Annotated in this window: 19 protein-coding genes; 5 read left to right on the top strand and 14 right to left on the bottom strand. The window is 51.0% G+C overall.

Translation table 11 applies throughout. From position 1 onward, the window contains the following. Positions 1–137: 137 nt before the first annotated feature. The 9 genes from ACZ520_RS15385 to ACZ520_RS15345 all read right to left on the bottom strand — a co-directional run bounded on the left by ACZ520_RS15385 (position 138) and on the right by ACZ520_RS15345 (position 8459). Positions 138–1718, bottom strand: coding sequence for a S8 family serine peptidase (locus tag ACZ520_RS15385; protein WP_464126390.1), 1581 nt, complete (start codon positions 1716–1718; stop codon positions 138–140). Between the two features lie 73 nt (positions 1719–1791). Next, positions 1792–2460 carry a glutathione S-transferase family protein gene (locus ACZ520_RS15380; RefSeq protein WP_374031165.1) on the bottom strand — a complete coding sequence of 223 codons (669 nt, stop codon included), beginning with the start codon at positions 2458–2460 and terminating at the stop codon, positions 1792–1794. 40 nt (positions 2461–2500) lie between these two features. Then, positions 2501–3202 (bottom strand): hypothetical protein, encoded by a 702-nt coding sequence (locus tag ACZ520_RS15375; RefSeq protein WP_088564271.1) that lies wholly within the window; start codon positions 3200–3202, stop codon positions 2501–2503. A 151-nt stretch (positions 3203–3353) separates the two neighbouring features. Beyond that, a complete protein-coding gene (locus tag ACZ520_RS15370) occupies positions 3354–4592 on the bottom strand; it encodes a M14 family metallopeptidase (RefSeq protein WP_464126388.1) in 1239 nt (412 codons plus the stop codon). Positions 4593–4782: 190 nt separating this feature from the next. Then, positions 4783–5793, bottom strand: coding sequence for a UDP-N-acetylmuramate dehydrogenase (gene murB / locus ACZ520_RS15365; protein ID WP_088564273.1), 1011 nt, complete (start codon positions 5791–5793; stop codon positions 4783–4785). Between the two features lie 15 nt (positions 5794–5808). Continuing rightward, entirely contained in the window at positions 5809–6123 is a 315-nt protein-coding gene (locus tag ACZ520_RS15360; RefSeq protein WP_232469075.1) for a PilZ domain-containing protein, read from the bottom strand. 102 nt (positions 6124–6225) lie between these two features. Further along, positions 6226–6735 carry a dihydrofolate reductase gene (locus ACZ520_RS15355; RefSeq protein ID WP_088564275.1) on the bottom strand — a complete coding sequence of 170 codons (510 nt, stop codon included), beginning with the start codon at positions 6733–6735 and terminating at the stop codon, positions 6226–6228. Continuing rightward, complete coding sequence (locus tag ACZ520_RS15350; RefSeq protein ID WP_011165585.1) at positions 6732–7526, bottom strand: thymidylate synthase; 795 nt, start codon at positions 7524–7526, stop codon at positions 6732–6734. Before ACZ520_RS15350 ends, ACZ520_RS15355 begins: the two co-directional genes overlap by 4 nt. Positions 7527–7586: 60 nt before the next feature. Then, complete coding sequence (locus tag ACZ520_RS15345; protein ID WP_374031160.1) at positions 7587–8459, bottom strand: LysR family transcriptional regulator; 873 nt, start codon at positions 8457–8459, stop codon at positions 7587–7589. Between the two features lie 161 nt (positions 8460–8620). Between ACZ520_RS15345 and ACZ520_RS15340 the strand changes: the two genes are divergently transcribed. Next, positions 8621–9319, top strand: a complete 699-nt coding sequence (locus ACZ520_RS15340) for a pirin family protein (RefSeq protein WP_038448387.1) — start codon at positions 8621–8623, stop codon at positions 9317–9319. Between the two features lie 63 nt (positions 9320–9382). Here the strand turns inward: ACZ520_RS15340 and ACZ520_RS15335 are convergent, their stop codons facing one another. Both ACZ520_RS15335 and ACZ520_RS15330 read right to left on the bottom strand, forming a co-directional pair. Further along, positions 9383–9841, bottom strand: coding sequence for a copper chaperone PCu(A)C (locus ACZ520_RS15335; RefSeq protein ID WP_417868264.1), 459 nt, complete (start codon positions 9839–9841; stop codon positions 9383–9385). Next, entirely contained in the window at positions 9838–10353 is a 516-nt protein-coding gene (locus tag ACZ520_RS15330) for an SCO family protein (RefSeq protein WP_464126383.1), read from the bottom strand. The genes ACZ520_RS15335 and ACZ520_RS15330 overlap by 4 nt, the downstream gene beginning before the upstream one ends. Before the next feature lie 381 nt (positions 10354–10734). Between ACZ520_RS15330 and ACZ520_RS15325 the strand changes: the two genes are divergently transcribed. Beyond that, positions 10735–11286 carry a TMEM165/GDT1 family protein gene (locus ACZ520_RS15325; RefSeq protein ID WP_088564278.1) on the top strand — a complete coding sequence of 184 codons (552 nt, stop codon included), beginning with the start codon at positions 10735–10737 and terminating at the stop codon, positions 11284–11286. Positions 11287–11431: 145 nt separating this feature from the next. Further along, a complete protein-coding gene (locus ACZ520_RS15320; RefSeq protein WP_464126381.1) occupies positions 11432–11914 on the top strand; it encodes a hypothetical protein in 483 nt (160 codons plus the stop codon). Positions 11915–11984: 70 nt separating this feature from the next. Here the strand turns inward: ACZ520_RS15320 and hpt are convergent, their stop codons facing one another. From hpt to ACZ520_RS15305, 3 genes are read right to left on the bottom strand one after another with little or no spacing between them, the layout of a single operon-like run. Beyond that, complete coding sequence (hpt, locus tag ACZ520_RS15315; RefSeq protein ID WP_015092239.1) at positions 11985–12515, bottom strand: hypoxanthine phosphoribosyltransferase; 531 nt, start codon at positions 12513–12515, stop codon at positions 11985–11987. A gap of 17 nt (positions 12516–12532) precedes the next feature. After that, positions 12533–13321: a uracil phosphoribosyltransferase gene (locus tag ACZ520_RS15310; RefSeq protein WP_374033958.1), complete on the bottom strand. Its 789-nt coding sequence runs from the start codon at positions 13319–13321 to the stop codon at positions 12533–12535. A gap of 18 nt (positions 13322–13339) precedes the next feature. After that, positions 13340–14296, bottom strand: coding sequence for a hypothetical protein (locus ACZ520_RS15305; RefSeq protein ID WP_232469079.1), 957 nt, complete (start codon positions 14294–14296; stop codon positions 13340–13342). Between the two features lie 197 nt (positions 14297–14493). On the opposite strand from ACZ520_RS15305, the gene rsmH reads away from it, so the two are divergent. Both rsmH and ACZ520_RS15295 read left to right on the top strand, forming a co-directional pair. Further along, positions 14494–15480: a 16S rRNA (cytosine(1402)-N(4))-methyltransferase RsmH gene (gene rsmH, locus ACZ520_RS15300; protein ID WP_088564282.1), complete on the top strand. Its 987-nt coding sequence runs from the start codon at positions 14494–14496 to the stop codon at positions 15478–15480. Beyond that, on the top strand, positions 15461–15796 hold the full coding sequence (locus ACZ520_RS15295) for a hypothetical protein (protein ID WP_011165571.1): 336 nt from the start codon (positions 15461–15463) through the stop codon (positions 15794–15796). The genes rsmH and ACZ520_RS15295 overlap by 20 nt, the downstream gene beginning before the upstream one ends.

Below are 15796 nucleotides of genomic sequence, written 5' to 3'. Positions count from 1 at the left end.
CAAGGTTCTGGCCAGATTTATATGCAAATAAGAGCGGTCTGAAATCAAATGACTGTCTCATAATTTGACAGTCGACATTCTTTGGAAGCGCCAGGCGTCCTTTAACAGGGCCTGACGCCGGGGCTGCGGGGCACAGCTTAACGAGCTTCCACAGCGGCATCAACGGCGGCCTGGGCATTGACCAGACCCGAACCGTAGCGATTGTCGTCGTTCGGAAGAATCGGCGTGGCGGTTTTCATCAGCAAAGTCTTCACTTCGGAAGGCTTTAATTTTTTATTGGCGGCCTTCACCAAAGCAGCAACGCCAGCGACATGTGGGGTCGCCATCGAGGTGCCGAAGGTTTCTTTGTAACTTGTGAGATCTGACTTCAGGCTGACCAAAGTATTTGGGGATCTTTTGATAGCGGCGCGGATTTTTTCCCCTTCAGCCTGCTCGACAAAAAAGCCCACCGCAAACAGCACGTTGTCTTGTTCAAACAGACGCGTTTCGATCAGGCCCGGTCTGTTGTTGGCGACAATCACGCTGGTGGCGCCGGCGCGCATGGCATTGCGGATCTGGTCCTCAATCGGAGTGACTCCGCTTAAAGTGACCAGCACGTGCTTGTCTTTGACGTCTTTCCCGGCAAAGTCTGCGGGCTCTCCCAAACCGCAGTCCACAACAGGGCGGGTCTGCTCCAGGTACGGAGTTGCGGTGCCCTTAAAGTGATAAGCTTTAAGGGTCTGCGGTCCCTGGGTGTCATTAAGGGTCACGGTGCTGAAACGGCCCGAGCCCACGGGGATTGTTGATACGATTTGAACTCCAGGCGCCACCACGGCCACTTCCGGTCCGTACTGGGAAAACACCGCGTGCTTCAGGTTCTTGTCAACGGCACCCACTGCGATCACAGACGGGGCGGAGGCGGGGAAGTAGACTTCGTTGATGCCATAGTTGCCGGTTGCTGCCACCACGGTGATGCCGGCCTGATCTGCACGCAACAAAGCGGCTTTTTCCGCAGGGGACCCGCTTGGGCTTCCCAAAGAAAGATTCATCACGTCCACTCCCTGATCAATCCCCCAGGAAATGCCAGCGACGATGGCGGTGTTGGAACAACCTGAATCCACACAGACTTTGGCGGCCAGCAGTTTTGCTTTCGGTGCAACACCGGAAAAGCCACTGCCATCTTCTGCAGCGGCAATGGTGCCGCCCACATGGGTGCCGTGACCGGTGCGGTCGTAGAAATCATTGATGCCATCTTCACCCGTGAAGTTGCGGCCTCGTTCAAAGTTCGGCGCCAGCGAAGGATGAGACGCATTCATTCCGCTGTCCAACACCAGAACGCGGATGCCCTCGCCTTTGTTGGATTTGCTCCATGCTTGCGGGGCTTTCACCGCTTCAAGACCCCAAGGGGTGCCGGGATGAACGACATCGATGTTGGCAAGAACCGCGCCCTCACTGATGCGTGGGGGAGCCGGATGGAAGTATTCTTTTTCGACATACGCCACACCCGGAGCGGACTTCAGGCGTTCGATGTCAGCGGGGTTTTCCGTGTCGACGATGAAGGTGTGAAGTTGCGGAAGACTTTTTTCGATCGTGCCGGGCAGGGACTGGGACCACGTGCCACGGGTGCTCAGTGTGCGCTGGAAAGCCGAGGCATCTTTCATCATCACAATCGCGCGTGCCGCCAGGGCCTGGGAGCTGGTGGAAAGAACGAGCAGAAAAGAAAAAAAGGTGAACTTCATGGGTCAGAAGTTCACCTTTTCGTGTCTATATGTAAAGGGGCTGTCGGGGCCTCGTGAAAGCTTTTCCCGGGTGTCAAAACACTTTACGGGGAGTTTTCTCTTTCAAAGCTTCCTCGACCCAGAATTGCACGCCATGGTGATCCTGGATGTTCTTCATATAGGCTTTGACCATTTTGTCTTTGATCTGAATTTTGTAAGACAGGAAGCGGAAGACAATCGGCGCAAAGAAGGCATCGGCGATGCAGAAATCACCAAACAGGTAAGGCCCTTCGCTGACTTTCAAAGCCGTGGTCCACATTTCCAGGACACGGTTGATGTCACTGATGGTTCCCGGAGTCAGATGGCGGATTTCTTCAGAGTGTTTCAAATCCATGCTCAGTTGGGAGCGCAGGGAGGCAAAACCGGAATGCACTTCCGCCGCGTAAGTGCGGGCCAGCGCGCGGGCCCCGATGTCTTCAGGCCACAGTTTTGCTTCCGGGGAAAGCTCATTCAGGTATTCGGCAATCGCCAGGGAATCCCACAGGATAATTTTACCTTGTTTCAAAGCCGGCACTTTTCCGGATGGAGAGAACTTGGCGATCTGAGCCGCCGTTTTCGGCTGATCCAGGGTGATATTGATTTCACGGAATGGCAGGCCGGATTGCACGGCCACCAGCCACGCACGCATGGACCAGGATGAAAAGGTTTTGTCTCCGATGATCAGGTCAAAATACGGTTTGTCGCTGTGAACGTGATAGGCCACTTGAATACCTCCGGGTATTGGGATGGCCTAGAGTGTAGTCTTACGCGGCCGCCTCGGCAAGGGTCAGCTCAAATGGAGGCGGCGAGGCAGAAGTTTGAGCAAGTTTTTCGGCTTTGTGGTGAGTGTATTTTTCCCACAGTTTGCGCACCCAGTGGTGAGTCAGTGGATTTTCAAAGGTTCTCTCAACTTTTTTCTCAAAGACGGCAATCGCGCACTTGTAGTTCATTTTTTCGACGTGACCCTGGATGGTGGCCCCCAGTCGTTCACACATGGAATCGACCTTTAAATCCACGCGCGGGGTTCCGACGACAAAGTCCGCCGGGGACTGATCCATATAGAACAAACCCAATCCCGTCAGAATTTCCCCCCAGGGGATTTCCTGGGACTGCTTGCGCCACAGCGGGGCCAGGGTGAAGTATTCCATCGTCATGATCTTGTTGCCTTGTTTGGTCACTGATTTCACAAACTGCGGATCGAGTTCCTTGAAATAGTTGTGATTTTGATGCGCACGCAGATTCAGATCGAAAGTGGTGAAAAGATTGAATCCGACAATTTCGTTTTTATACAGCAGCACGCCGGCAGCATGGCAGCGGAAGAAATCATCGTGATCAAGTTCAACGCCGGCGCGGTTCAGGACACGCCCGAAGGTTTCCTCCCACAGTCCGTAAACTTCGTTCAGAAGTTCTTTTTGAGAATCGCACACGTGGTGAAGCGGAATGATTTGATAGCTGATTTTTGGCATACACCAAGCATGAAGTCGGTCCGGCATCTTCTGACAGTCCAATTGATTTTTTTTGGACCTTTGCTAAGTAAATTTCAAATATTCCATGTTGAACGACAATAAAAAAGGCGACTTGCGCCGCCTTTTTCAGAGTTAATTTTGATTCGATAAACTAGGGTTTGAAGATTGGACCGTTGCCATCAAGCACGCGATAAGGATTGTCAGCGTATTCGATCATGTAAAGAACCGGCTCCAGATTCTTTCTTTGCACCTCAGGAATGATCTGCGCACCGGGATAGAATCCACCCGAGCCCCAGCCGCTGTTGGCCGGATCCAGTTCGAAGGTGAAGGAAATGATCTTGTGTTCACCGTAAGACCAGTCAGTTGTGTCACCGCTGGCGATATACAGACCTGAAGACTGCTTCGGTTCGTAGCCGTTCCACTCCGCCATTTTTTTTGCCATCACTTCGTGAACTTGTTTGTCACGGGTGTTGGAGATTCCTTCGTACTGGTGGCCCCAAGGATAAAGAATCAGTTGCGAGAACGTGTGGAAGGAAAGAAGGCTTGTGATGTTCTCGTGGGACTCAACATAGTTTTTGATGGCCTGGGTTTCCGGTTCACTGAAGGCTGCAGGTCCACGGAAGGTGTCACTGTTTGGATTGGTGCTGGCACCGCCGCCGCCCCAGCCGTAACCATAGTTGCGGTTCAGATCCACACCATAAGTTCCGTTGCTGTTTTGTTTGCGGTTCTTTCTCCAGGATTTATAGCTGCCGGTGGAAATGTCGAACTCCGCTCCGTCAGGGTTCACCATCGGGATGAAGTGCAGATCGCGGGCGTTGACCAGGCGCTGGATGCGCGGATTGCCGTTGGCGTACTCGGTAAGAAGGTACTGCACATAATAAAGAGGCAACTCGATGGACAGATGCTCACGCGCATGGTGACCGCCCATAAAAATCGCCGCTGGCAATGTGTCTGCATTGGCAAGATCGCCGGAAATGCGGATGGCCCAGATGTCACGGCCTTCAACCGACTTCCCGATGGAATTCATCTGGGAAATATCCGGGTGTTGGGAAGTCAGAGTTCTTAGTTTCTCGGTCATTTCTGCATAGTTATGGAAGGCGGCATCTTTGGCCGGGAAATCCATGGCGTCAGTCATCGGGAAGCTGACTTCAAGCAATCCCAGTTTCTCGACGGCGTTTTTTTCTTCCAGGCTGCCGACGGCGATGACGTAGTCTTCACGCGTGGCTTCGATGGAAGCGCCCGTGTTGGCAACAAGGCTTCGCTGGAATTTGTCTTCGGCGCGAACCTTCATCCAATATTGAGTGGTATCTACGGATTGTGCATTTTGCAGCGGCAAAAAGCTGATAGCGGAAATGGCAACAGCCGCCATCCACATGGTGGTCTTCTTCATAACCCCTCCTTGGGCTTCTGAGGCAGAACTCAGATACCATATTGTGAGAGGTTTTTGTGTTAGGGTACAAGGCTTAGGTAGGGGAGCTGAGACTAAGGTCTAGGTTTAGGACCGCAGAAGCGGTCCACGAGGATCTGCGGTCCTTATCGCAGAAAAATACATGCACTGAGGTTGTCGTGAAGAATGTCTGTTACCAGCGGATGGGTTCGGCTTCGATTTCGACGCCGAATTGAGTGTGAACGTCCGAAGACACCTGGCGAGCCAGCTTCCACACGTCGTCGGCGGTGGCTCCGCCGTGGTTGACTAGCACCAGGGCCTGCTTTTCGTACATGCCCACAGGGCCCAGTTTTTTGCCCTTCCAGCCGGCGCGATCAATCAGCCAACCGGCTGCAAGCTTGAAGCGGTCTTCGTAAGGGAAGCTGACAAGGTCATTGTGTTTGGAAAGCAAACCATCGCGCAGCTCTTTGCTGACAATCGGGTTTTTGAAGAAGCTTCCGGCATTGCCGATGACTTTGGGATCGGGCAGTTTGCTTTGGCGGATGTTGATCACGGCCTGAGCGATGTGGCGGGGATCTTGCGGCCAGTTGTTGCGTTCAACCTCTTTGCGGATGTCGCCGTATTCCAGGTGCAAGGTGTTTTTCTTTGGCAGACGGAAGGTCACATCCCAGATCAGATAGCGGCCCGCGCCTTCTTGTTTGAAGTAACTGTCGCGGTACGAGAAGTGGCATTCTTTGTTGCTGAAGATTCGTGGTTCGCCCGTTTGCAGATCCAGAGCATGGACTTCCCACAGGGTGTCTTTGACTTCCACGCCGTAAGCACCGATGTTTTGAATCGGAGCGGCTCCGACTGTGCCAGGAATCAAAGAAAGATTCTCAAGGCCCCAATAGCCTTCTTCCAAAGTCCACTGAACAAAGTCATTCCAGATTTCTCCGGCCTGGGCTTTCACGAACCAGTAATCGGGATCTTCATGAATCAACTTACGACCGAGGTTAGAGACCTTCAGCACCAGGCCTTCAATCTGAGAGGGCAATACCAGATTGCTGCCGCCACCCAGGATCTTCCAGGGAAGCTTTTTAAGGTCAGGATTCATCAGCAGGGTGGACAGATCCGCAGGCGTATACAGCTCCACAAAGTGCTCTGCTTGAGAGCGCAGTTGAAGGGTGTTGGAAGAGCTGAGGTCGTGAGAGTTTTGGATCTGCATGATCCAGAGATCTTATTAGAAGGCTCCGGCTTTGGCCATCATTCTTTCAAGGATTTGATCCTTGTTGATAAAGCAAATGCCCAGGCCCAGTCCTTTGCTCCATATCACTTCGGCCGCCACGTTGTGCGTACGATCGACAGTGTCTAACTTGACTGTAAGGTTCAGAAGGTCCCCTTTTTGCGGGACATAGTCTCCTTGCGAGACTTCCAGAAAGGCGCCGGTCTGCGAAATATTACGAAGCTTGGCCACCAGAATGCCAATGTGGCCGTACACTTCGATCGAAGCCATCTCTTTGGTTCTGAATCGTTTCGCGGTCTGGGAAGAACTCATAAGGCACTCCGGGATTAGCGTCTTACCTCTATTCTCGGAAAAAATATCGCGTTGGTAGAGTCCAAATTGAATCAGTCTCAAGATGGGACTTGATTCTGGACCCTACTTGCGCAAGTACGTCAGAAACGAAAAAGGAATAGGCGTTTCGATGTCACGTCGCTCGGTCTGAGTGAACACCTTTTCGTCGATTTCAGGGTAATAAGTGTCCCCCGGAAATTCACGATGGATCAGGGTCAGATAGATTTTGTCGGTGATTGGCATCGCTTGTTTGTAGATTTCGCCGCCGCCAATAATGAATACTTCATCGCCCCACTTTGCCGTCAGGGGTTCCGCGTGTTTTACCGCTTCTTCGATGGAAGAAACAAAAACCACGGGGCTTGATTCGGTGGAATTGAAGCTTTGTTTGGACGGATCGCGGGTCACCACAATGTGATAGCGGTTGGGAAGGGCGCGGCCGTTGAAAGAATCAAACGTCTTGCGCCCCATGATCATGATATGACCCTTGGTGGTTTCGCGGAAGAACTTCATGTCCTCGGGCAGATTCCAGGGAAGTCCCCCTTGCGCGCCGATCACACGGTTCTGCGAACAGGCCACCACATGAGTCAAAATCATACTGCCACCTCAGCCTTGATGGCCGGGTGCGGATCGTAACCGATGATTTCGATGTCTTCGTAAGTGAAGTCGAAAAGATCTTTCTTGGCCGGGTTCAGTTTCAACTGAGGCAGTGGACGGAATTCACGGGTCAGTTGCAGGTTCGCCTGTTCAAGGTGATTCAGGTAAAGATGCGCATCACCCAGGGTGTGAACAAAGTCACCCACTTCAAGATCACAAACTTGCGCGATCATATGGGTCAGCAATGCGTAGCTGGCGATATTGAACGGCACACCCAGGAAGATATCAGCACTGCGCTGATACAGTTGGCAGGATAGTTTTCCGTTCGCCACATAGAACTGGAAGAAAGCGTGACACGGTGGCAATGCCATCTTGTCTACGTCACCCGGATTGAACGCCACCACCAGCATGCGGCGGGAATTCGGATTCTTTTTGATTTGCTCGACGACGTTGGTGATCTGATCGATGGTGCGACCGTCAGCGGTTTCCCAGGAGCGCCATTGTTTTCCGTACACCGGGCCCAGGTTGCCGTTTTCATCTGCCCATTCATCCCAGATCGTCACTTTGTTGTCGTGAAGATACTTGATGTTGGTTTCACCCTTCAGGAACCACAGCAGTTCATGGAAGATAGAGCGCGTGTGAAGTTTTTTTGTGGTCAGCAGAGGGAAGCCCTCTTGCAGATTGTAGCGCATCTGATAACCGAACATTGAAATGGTGCCGGTGCCGGTACGGTCCTCTTTTTTCACACCATGTTCTAGAACTGTTTTTATGAGATCGTGATACTGCTTCATTCTGCCTCCTTGCGGGTACCGTACTGTGGGAAAGTTATGGTCCCTTTGTCGCTGAACATTCTATTTTAGCTTCTTGCCTTGTCCACGTGAAAAATAGTCCCAGATGAATTTGCCGCAGGGGCCAAGCTCCTTAGAGCCATGTCGACCAATAGCGGCGTGCAGAGGGATGGGTTTTAATCCCAGTGTCACGAGGGATTTTTGCTTGATTTCCTCTTTAATTGCGAAATCAGGCATGCGCCCATAACCCAGGCCACCCTCCAAAAAGACTTTCTTCGTCTGCAGGTCCTGAACGCTGATGGTGTTTGCCGGATTCACAACACCTCCGGAGCGATTGGAGCTTTTCACTGTGCTGGAAAGAACAATCTGAGGATATTTCTTCAGATCCTCGGTGGTGGCTTTTTTCAGCTTCGCCAGCGGATGCTTGGCAGCGCAGACCATCACCATGTTCACAGTGAAAAGCTCCTCAGTGATGAGAAGCCCTTTGTCGTTAAAAATCGTGCCCAGGGAAATGTCGGCGTGATCCTCCAGCAAATGTTCATCGGCACTCAGAACATCGTGAATAATTTTGATCTCCGTCTGGGGGAAACGGGAGGAGAATTCCTTCAGCGCACTGACCAAATTCGGGAGGGGCCACAGAGCGCTGACGGCCAGACGGATGATCGGTTCATGTCCTCTTTTCAATAACTCAGCAGTTTCCCCCAGTTCGTCGAACTGAAGGATCAGGTCGTCGGCTTTCTTTAAGAAAGCGCGGCCCTGAGGGGTCAAGGTCGGGCGGTACTGGTCACGGCTGAAAATTTTAAAGCCCAGCTCACCTTCAAGGGTACGCATGGCATAACTGACCGCGCTTTGTGCGCGATGCAATTCCTGGGAAGCGGCCCGGAAGCTTCCCGATTTAACTATGGTTTGAAGTACTTGCAGTTGATCCAGTGTCATACCTCAGAAAGTATATCAAAAAATTAGATCATGTTAATCAAAAAATTATAATTTTTTTAGATCGTCTAGTTGTGTAATATTATTTACGAAGAAATGGAGTTCCTGTCGAAGCTAGAGCAGACAACCAACAACCAAGTCTCCATTTCAAGTGGGAGGTCATTATGATGTATCAACGCAAATCCGAAGACAGAGGCTACGCAGAGTTCGGTGGCTGGCTGAAATCCATGCACACGTTTTCTTTCGCCGACTACTACGATCCAAAGTTCATGGGTTACCGTGACTTGCGTGTGATCAATCAGGACTGGATTGCAAAATCCTCCGGATTCCCTGCGCACCCGCACCGTGACATGGAGATCATCACCTACGTGCTGAAAGGCGCCGTGGAGCACAGGGACAGCCTGGGTAACGTCGGTCAGATCAAAGCCGGAGAAATTCAAACGATGCACGCCGGAACCGGCATGCGCCACAGCGAATACAATCCGTCCGAGACTGAGGACCTTCAACTGTTCCAGATCTGGATCATGCCTGACGTGGTCGGTGCGACTCCGGGTTACACCCAGCAGTCCTTCACCCGCGAACAGAAGCTGAATCAGTTCAAGCTGATCGTTTCCAAAGACGGACGCGAAGGCAGTCAGAAGATCAACCAGGATGCGGATCTGTATGCGTCGGTCTTTACCGAAGGTTATGAACAGGAATTCGCTTTACGTTCCAAACGGGGAGCCTGGCTGCAATTGGCCGAAGGTGAACTGGAAGTGAACGGTCAAATTCTGAAATCAGGGGATGCCCTGGTGGTGGAAGAAGAGAACCTGAAGATCAAAGCTTTAAAAGAAACTGAATTCTTGCTCTTTGACCTTCGTTAGGTCTTAAAAACAAAAAAGGCGGAGTGAATGCTCCGCCTTTTTCTATTTCAATCACTGTTGGGACTAGTGATGGTGATGATGTTCTTCTTTTTTGGTCTCCACGCGGGGGATGACTTTGAAGTCGAAGGATTCAACCTTGCCGTTTACTTTCAAAGACACTTTCAGTGTCTCGTCGGCTTTGACTTCGCGGGTGGGGTCAAACAGCATGATGTGGTTGCCGCCGGGTTTTAGTTCCGCGGATTTTTTTGCCGGGATGGTCAGCTTTTCCACTTTCTGCATGGACATGCGACCGTCTTTTTCCACGGTTTCGTGCATCTCAACTGCTTTGAACGGCTCGATCTTTTCAACCGTGACAGTGACTTCCTTGTCGGTCGTGTTCGTGATCACGCCATAACCTGCTGTCGCATTGGTGCCTTTGATCGGCGCAAAGATGCGGGCGTCAGAAATAGTGACTGGGGATTTCGCGGCAAACGCAACAGGGCTCAGTGCCACTGTCAAAGCTGCAAGTACGATGGCTTTCATAGGTTCTCCTTAATTTTAGTTGTAATTTCATCGGCAGAGCGCGGGCTTTGGATGCTGTCGACGACAATGCCTTTTTTATTCAAAACAAATACGCGGTCGGTGTGCGAGATCGAATAGCCCAGATAGGACTTCGGATCTTTTTCCACGATGTAGCTGGCGCCAAAGGGTTTGATCGCGGCATCGATTTCAGCCGTGGTGCCGGTCAGGCCGATAAATTCCGGATTGAATTGGTGAGCGTAAACAGACACCGATTCTGCCGTGTCGTTTTCAGCATCCACGCTGATAAAGATCAGTTGAACATTTTCACGTTCTTTGTCTGTCAGTTGTTTGAAGGCCTGGGCAGAATAGCTTAAAGCCATCGGGCATACGTCCGGACATTTTGCGTAACCAACATAAAGAAGATTCAGCTTTTTTGCGTTTTCAGAAAACTGCCACGTCTTACCGTTGTGGTTCAGTTTAAAGTCGCCACCCATTGTTGGCGGACGCTGAGTGTACCAAAGCAGAAAAGCCAAAAGGCCCAAGGCGGATAAGGCCGCGACAAGCGAGCGAATTAACTGTGTTTTTATCGAAGTCTTCATCCCCCCAGTTATAGAGAATTCAGCCCGGTTCGCCAAGGTGTAGAATGTCAGACGCAACATCAAGTTGCGGGGGAGTTTTCTTTTGACTTTCATCTGCGGCCTTCGTAAGTTGGCCGGGTAGTTAGGGAGTAGTCGCAATCTTTCCCAAGATTTGATTTAAACCGACATACTGAGTGATGAACTCCGGTTTAAATGCCTAAGGACCCAAAAGTCCTTCTGTTGACGAGACTGACACGAGTGTTTTTAACAAAGCACCGTGTGGTCTCGTTTTCTTTTTGAAGCAAGCCCCCACGGTCATAACCGTATCGAGGGCAAATGGAAGCAATCATCAATTCATTCTTACTGGTGGCCGCCACAGAAATGGGCGACAAAACTCAGCTATTGGCGCTGGTTCTGGCATCAAAGTTCAAAAAACCATGGCATGTGATGGCCGGGATTTTCACAGCAACAGTTCTGAATCACGCTTTGGCTGCCTGGGCGGGTGAGTGGATCGCGGCCACTGTTCCTGGTCAGTGGTTGAACTGGGCGCTGGCTTTGACGTTCTTTGGTTTTGCTCTGTGGATTCTGATTCCGGATAAGGATGACTCGAATGCCGACAATATGAAGTGGGGCGCCTTCTGGACAACCACCGTGTTGTTCTTCTTTGCTGAAATCGGCGACAAAACCCAGCTCAGCACAGTGGCTTTGGCGGCGAAATATCAAAACATCCTGCTGGTCACCTTGGGTACGACCGCCGGGATGATGTTTGCGGATGGATTGGCGGTGGTCTTCGGTGAAAAACTCACTCAGAAGATTTCAATGAAGTGGATTAACTACGGGTCGTCGCTGCTGTATGTGCTTTTCGGTGTCGGCATTCTGATGCGCTAAAAGCCTTAAAAAGGCCTGTGTGAAGTTTTGACAGGCAGCTTTTTCATGGTGGCTAAGTGTATGAAATTAAATGGCTCTTTCGGGTTTCGGAAGGGCCGTTTATTGCCTCTTTAAAGGGGCTTCAAGTCCCCCTATACTGCGCCCTATGAAAAAGCACATCTTTGCCATTAGCGCCGTTATTCTGTTTTTTGGGACCGTGACTTTCGCTGCGACGGAAGTTTCCAAATCCACGAAAGAGGTCCTTGGGTTTTCCAATCTGTTGAACACAGATGCGACGTCTTGTGACTATTCCGTGGAAAGGCAAAAAGACGGCAAGGGTGCCGTGGTTGTTTCCTTGCGTTCCGATAAAGAAACCGGCATTCAGGATTCCATCCGTATTGCTGCCGCTCAGTTGCCATTGAAAGAAGGCGTGCTGGTGGCGCGTCCGGGACTAAGTATCACTTATCGTGATGGTGTGCTGACGAAGAAAGAAAAGCTGCCGGCAATGGGACCGGAAGGTCAGGACTACCAGGTGCTGATGCTGAAGGTGTCCCCGGATCTGAAGGATATTTCTTTGGGTTACGCCCTGGATTCAGTGAAGACGATCTTTAAAGAAAAAGTTCTGGCTGAAATGAACTGCAAGTTCTAATCAGCAACAGATCCTGAAACGAAAAAAGGAGCCTTGCGGGCTCCTTTTTTTATTTGTGCAGTTGTCTTGCTTACTGGAAGTTTTGAACTTGCGCGATGTAAGGAAGATTTCTGTAGTAACCCTGATAATCCAAACCGTAACCAACAACGAATTCGTTGGCGATTTTGAAGCCCACGTGATCAATGTCACATTTCACTTTCAATGCATCCGGTTTTTCCAGCAATGCAACAGTCGTCAAAGATTTTGGTTTGCGGGACTGGATGGCGTTTTTCAGATAGTTCATGGTCAGACCTGTGTCCACGATGTCTTCCACCAGGATCACGTGGCAGTTTTCAACCGGACCGGCCAGATCCAAAGTCACTTTCACTTCGCCAGAAGAAGAAGTGCCGCCGTGGTAAGACGCCACACCGAAGAACTCGCAAGTGATGTCGGCTTCGATGTTACGAACCAAATCAGAGTAGAACATGAAAGAACCCTTCAAAACGCAGATCGCAACGACCTTTTCGTTTTTGAATTTCTTGGAAAGGGTAGCCCCAATCTCTTTCACTTTTTGCTGGATCTGCTCTTCTGTAAGGTAAGGTTTCAAGGAAAGATTTGTCATGGTCGCCCTTTCTCCAACTACACGAAGGAGTTGTTCATGATTTCGCCGAAGCCGCCGCCGCCGGGAACGATGTATTGCTTTTCGTTCAGGCCGCGTTCTTGATCCCAAAATTGTCCGGGAGTTGCATCTAAAACTGCCTGAGGGGACAGTCCCCGGTCAAGTCTTAAGGCATAGATTACGACCTCAGGGTGTGCAGCCAGTACATTCTTCAAATACTCAGGCGTCACAATCAGGTTCAGGGCGATAAACTTGCGGGCTGGACCCTCAATATGGGTCTTGTAGTGGTCAATGGCGGTGACCATGGTGTTGCCGGTGGCTCCCATAGGGTCGGGGAAGATCACATGGGCGTCTTTGACGTCGCCCCCGATCTTCATGCCGCCGAACTCGGCCCCGGTCACAGCGTCTTTGCTGTTTGTCACCCGGGCGGCAAAGATATGGTCCTGACGCACGTTTTTCCCCGGCAGGGAAAAGTGCAGGAAGTTGTAACAGATATGGCTGGGATAAGTTCCGGCGCGGGCCAGGTTCACACTGACGGCTTTTTGCTCCGGGTTGATGCGTGCGCCAGACAGTTTTTTATCCGGGTGCATCGCGGTCATGCGGGTTTCCTGCTCGAACCTTTCCATCGCAAACTCATTGTTGATCGTGATGGAAATCATGTGGGTGTAAAGCACTTCCACAATGCGGTTGATTTCAGGCTGATAAGTGTCGGGGTGGCAGAGTTTGGCTAAAAGTCCGTTAAGGAAAGGGCTGTCAATGATGTGTACCTGAGGCCCATAGTGGTGTCTCAGTTCCTGTTGAAATGCCATGCTGCTGCCTTTGGTGAATCAGTTGCCTTTTTCGAACTCAACAAAGATCACAAAGTCGCTCTCGCCGGAACGGAACTGGGGGGAGCGCAGGATCTTGTAAATATCAAAGCTCATCAACTGGTCTTCTTCCGGGCCCATGTTTGACACCGGAGGCATCACGCCAGACATAAAGAAACCAGTCTCGCCGCCGATTTCAAAAATCGCTGGGAAGGATTTGCGCTGAAGTTCAAACCCGCCGCCGGGAGCCGGCTCGCGCCAGTTTCTTTGGATTTCCAGGTTGCCGCGCAGGTTGTTGTTATCAAAGTCATTCAGCTCAAAGAACGTGGTCAGGCCGATTTCAATGGCCGGATTTCTGCGGTCTTTCAAAGTGTAGGACCACTGCAGGGTTCTTGAGGCTGTCAGGGGGCGGTCTTCCTTGTGCAGAATCTTGATGTCCGGGCGGTTCATCACGTTCTTTTCAAAGTCCGGCAGAATCCCTGCAGAGTACTCGTTGAAATTCATGAACTGTCCGGTGGATCGGCTGGCGCCAAAAATGGTATTCAGGCGACCGCGAGAAACTTCGGTGTAATAGACAATCAGGTGAGCCCCGGCTTTGGCAACGGCACGGCCCGTGCGATCCGTCAGTTCCGGAGCGGCGGCCGCTGCCACCGCAGTCACTGCGGCAGGTGTCGGCTCCACTTTATAAGCATCGATGGTGCCGTCTGCAGCTTCAGAAGATTGTGTTGCTTCCTCTGTTTCCTGATTGGCAAAGTTCGCGGTGTCCTCGGGTGGGGGGACATCCACGGGTCCGCCGGCAGAGTTGATCTGCACTGTGGATTTCAGATAGCTCACCCGGCGTTCCAGGTTCTGCTGGCCTTTTTTATAGAGAGTGATTCCGACACCGCCGGCAACAACGACCACCAAAGACAATTGAATCAGGGGATTGCCGAAAAAGCGTTTCCATGCCGGTGGTGTTGCGGGTTTAAAGCTTTCCATATCAACGCCACACTGCGCGCAGTATTTGTCTTTAGGTTGTTGAAAACCACAGCGGGGGCAGTTGATAAGCATCGAAATCCTTTTCAATACGAAGAAGCCTTAAAAACAGGTTAAGGCAAAGCGACTTGACGCTCAATAGAATAATTCATACCTTGAATCATCTAATAGCCCGAAAACTATAGCGAAAGCGCGCGCCCATGAAGAAGTACAAGCCCAAATCCGGTGAACGAATTGAACGTCAGGAAGAAGTCATCCCGCCGAAGGTCGAGCTTCCCTTTGAATTCTCGCCTGAACACTATCCCGTTCTGCTTCAGGAAGTGCTGGCGGCGTTTTATCCTCTGCGAGACAAAAAAGAACTGAGCTACTTCGACGGGACTTTTGGCCGGGGCGGTCACTACATGGCGCTGAAGTATGCTTATCCCCAGATGAAAGCCACGGTCATGGACCAAGATCTGACTGCGATTGCCTACGCGCAAAGCCGCTTCCAGACTGAAGTCGAGAAGGGCCAGTTAAACGTAATCCATGGTAATTTCACGCAGTTTTCAGAACACAATCTAAATAACTTTGATATGATGCTCTTAGATCTAGGTGTGAGTTCTCCGCAATTGGACCAGGGAGAACGAGGCTTTAGTTTTTATAACGACGGCCCCCTGGATATGAGAATGAACCAGCAGCAGGGACTGACAGCTGAGGTGCTTATTAATACGGCTTCTGAGGATGAGCTCATTCGAATCTTCAAGGAATACGGCGAGGTCTATCGCCCTTCCCGAGTCGTACGTGCGATCGTCAATGACCGCAAAACAAAAGCATTCCAGACAACAGGCGCCCTGGCAGGGCTGATTGAACGCGTGGATGGATGGCAGGTTAAAGGCCATCACCCGGCCACGAAGTATTTCATGGCTTTGCGACTGGCGGTGAATTCCGAACTGGAAGTGGTGGCAGAGGCGATTCCGAAAATGATTCGCGCGCTGAATCCCGGCGGGCGACTGGCGGTGATCTCTTTCCACTCTCTGGAAGATCGTATCGTAAAAAATATTTTCCGTGAGTCCGAGGATTTGGGCCGCACGGTGACTAAGAAAGTAATTGTTCCCACTCAGGAAGAGTGTGACAGAAATTCTCGCTCACGCTCTGCGAAGCTGAGAATATTCGAGAGGAGTGCTCAGGATGAGCTCACAAAACTTTAAGCAGCTAAAACCTTTCTTCAGTATTCTTATTGTCATCTTTACTTTGTTTTCAATCGTGTTCCTGCAGATGGAAGAACGCCGTATGGGTTACAGCGTTCTGAAGCTGACCCGTGAACACAAAAAAGTCTGGGAAGAAAAACGCACCAAGGAAATCTCTTTGGCAAAAATCACGCGTCCCCAGCTTTTGGATTCCGTGGCTCAGCAAAAATTCACGCTTAAAAAGGTTCAGGCCAATCAGATCATTCATCTGACCGGCCCGCTAGCTTCTGAGATGAACACTGTGGCTGAAAAAGGCATCGCAAAAAAGGATCTGTAA

This window comes from Bdellovibrio sp. BIS2 (genome assembly GCF_055398295.1).
This window is presented reverse-complemented; position numbering and strand designations above follow the sequence as displayed.